Annotated in this window: 4 protein-coding genes; 2 read left to right on the plus strand and 2 right to left on the minus strand. The window is 66.4% G+C overall.

All coding sequences use genetic code 11. The annotated features are described in order from the left end of the window. Together nth and CAPSK01_RS04430 are read right to left on the minus strand one after the other, a co-directional pair. The coding region (gene nth / locus CAPSK01_RS21800; RefSeq protein ID WP_273703076.1) for an endonuclease III at nt 1-375 on the minus strand (375 nt) is incomplete at its 3' end. Between the two features lie 12 nt (nt 376-387). Beyond that, a complete protein-coding gene (locus CAPSK01_RS04430) occupies nt 388-567 on the minus strand; it encodes a hypothetical protein (protein WP_034923114.1) in 180 nt (59 codons plus the stop codon). Nucleotides 568-634: 67 nt separating this feature from the next. On the opposite strand from CAPSK01_RS04430, the gene CAPSK01_RS21805 reads away from it, so the two are divergent. Continuing rightward, entirely contained in the window at nt 635-1015 is a 381-nt protein-coding gene (locus CAPSK01_RS21805) for a transposase (protein ID WP_273703109.1), read from the plus strand. Further along, complete coding sequence (locus CAPSK01_RS21810; RefSeq protein ID WP_273703110.1) at nt 1008-1478, plus strand: transposase; 471 nt, start codon at nt 1008-1010, stop codon at nt 1476-1478. The genes CAPSK01_RS21805 and CAPSK01_RS21810 overlap by 8 nt, the downstream gene beginning before the upstream one ends. Nucleotides 1479-1651 lie beyond the last annotated feature (173 nt).

A 1651-nucleotide genomic window follows, 5' to 3' on the forward strand; every position in this document is an offset into this window, starting at 1 on the left:
AACCACGTTGGCGGTCTTGCGACCGACCCCCGGCAGGGCTTCGAGGGCGGTGCGCGAGTGCGGGACTTCGCCGCCATGTTGCTCGAGCAACTGCCGGCAGGTGGCGAGAATGTTCCTGGTCTTGCCCTGGTAAAGACCGATGCGGTTGAGGTAAGGAATCAGACCGCTTTCACCGAGTGCCAGCATCGCCTGTGGCGTCGGCGCATCGGCAAAGAGCTGCCGGGTGGCGAGATTGACGCTCTTGTCGGTGGCCTGTGCCGACAGGATGACGGCAATCAGCAACTGGAAGGTGCTGGCGTAGGCAAGTTCGGTGGTCGGTTCCGGGTTGGCAGCGCGCAGGCGGGCAAAGAGTTCCTGGCGCTGAATACGGTCCATCGTCGCCGACTCTCAGACGCCATCGCCCAGTGCCAGCGGCGGCGAACTCGGCCGGCGCGCCGCGGCTCGGGCCTCGACCCAGTTCTTCCAGGCAATCAGACAACCGAGCAGAATGAAGGCACCAGGCGGCAGCAATGCCAGCAGGAAACCGGGATAGTTGTGGCCTCTCGACTGCCCGACCCGTCTCCCCATGTCTGCCGCCTGTGCGTCGGTTCGCACGGCCGTCTATCGCCGTCGCCGGCCCGAACGCACCGTGCAGATGCACCTCGCCACCTGGCTCGAACTCTCCTGCGATAGCCGGGCCCACTGCATCGTCATCGAGGGGGTCTTCGAGGCAGACGCCTCGGGAGCGGCGAGCTTCCACGAAAGCCGCGCCCCCGAGCAGACGTTGCTCGACGAAGTGCAGACCAGGATCCGCCGGCGTCTGCTGCGCGCGCTGACCCGCCGCGGTGTGCTTGAGTCGGAGGACTCCGAGACGATGGCAAACTGGGAACACGGAGGCGGCTTCTCGCTCGACGCCAGCGTGCGCGTCGAAGGCGCTGACCGCGCGGGGTTGGAACGGCTGCGGCGCAACTCGCGCTCGACCGGCCTTCGCACTGGAGCGTCTGCGGGAGATCGACGCCGAACACCGGATCCATGAGAGCGTTAAGCCGGGTCCCGGCGGCAGCGTCAGCGTCATGCTGACGCCGCTCGAACTCATCGAGCGTCTGGCCGCGCGGATTCCGCCGCCGCGCCGGCATCGGCACCGTGACTACGGGGTACTGGCACCCAACGTGCCGCTGCGGGGACAGGTCACTGCGCTTGCCGGAGTGCCGGACGGTACGCCAGCGGCAGGCGCGACCGAGTCCATTGCCCCGCCCGCTGCGCCAAGCGCCACGCCAAGCCGCTCGTCCGAGAGTACAGAGGAAGCACCGGGGGAAGAACAAGCGATCCACCGTCGCGCCGCCCGCTACGCCTGGGCGCTGCTCCTCGCGCGCATTGATGAGGTCTTACCGCTCCTCTGTCCACGCTGTGGTGGCGAGATGCGAATCATCGCCTTCCTCACGGATGGAGACGCCATCCGCGACATCCTGACCCAACTGCTAACCCCGGTCGCGGGATGATTTGTGCCTTTGGCCATTCGCCCGGCCGTACCGTCCGGGCGAATGGCCAAAGGCACAAGCTTGAGCCAAGCTTCTGCCGGTCATCCGCTGCTCTTCCTCGTGTTCTCGCAGTCAGATCCACGCTTGAGGGTGTAGAGTCGAGATGTGGCGCGGTAGCATTAGGTCTGGCTTAT

This window comes from Candidatus Accumulibacter vicinus, assembly GCF_000584955.1.
GTDB classification, from domain to species: Bacteria; Pseudomonadota; Gammaproteobacteria; order Burkholderiales; family Rhodocyclaceae; genus Accumulibacter; species Accumulibacter vicinus.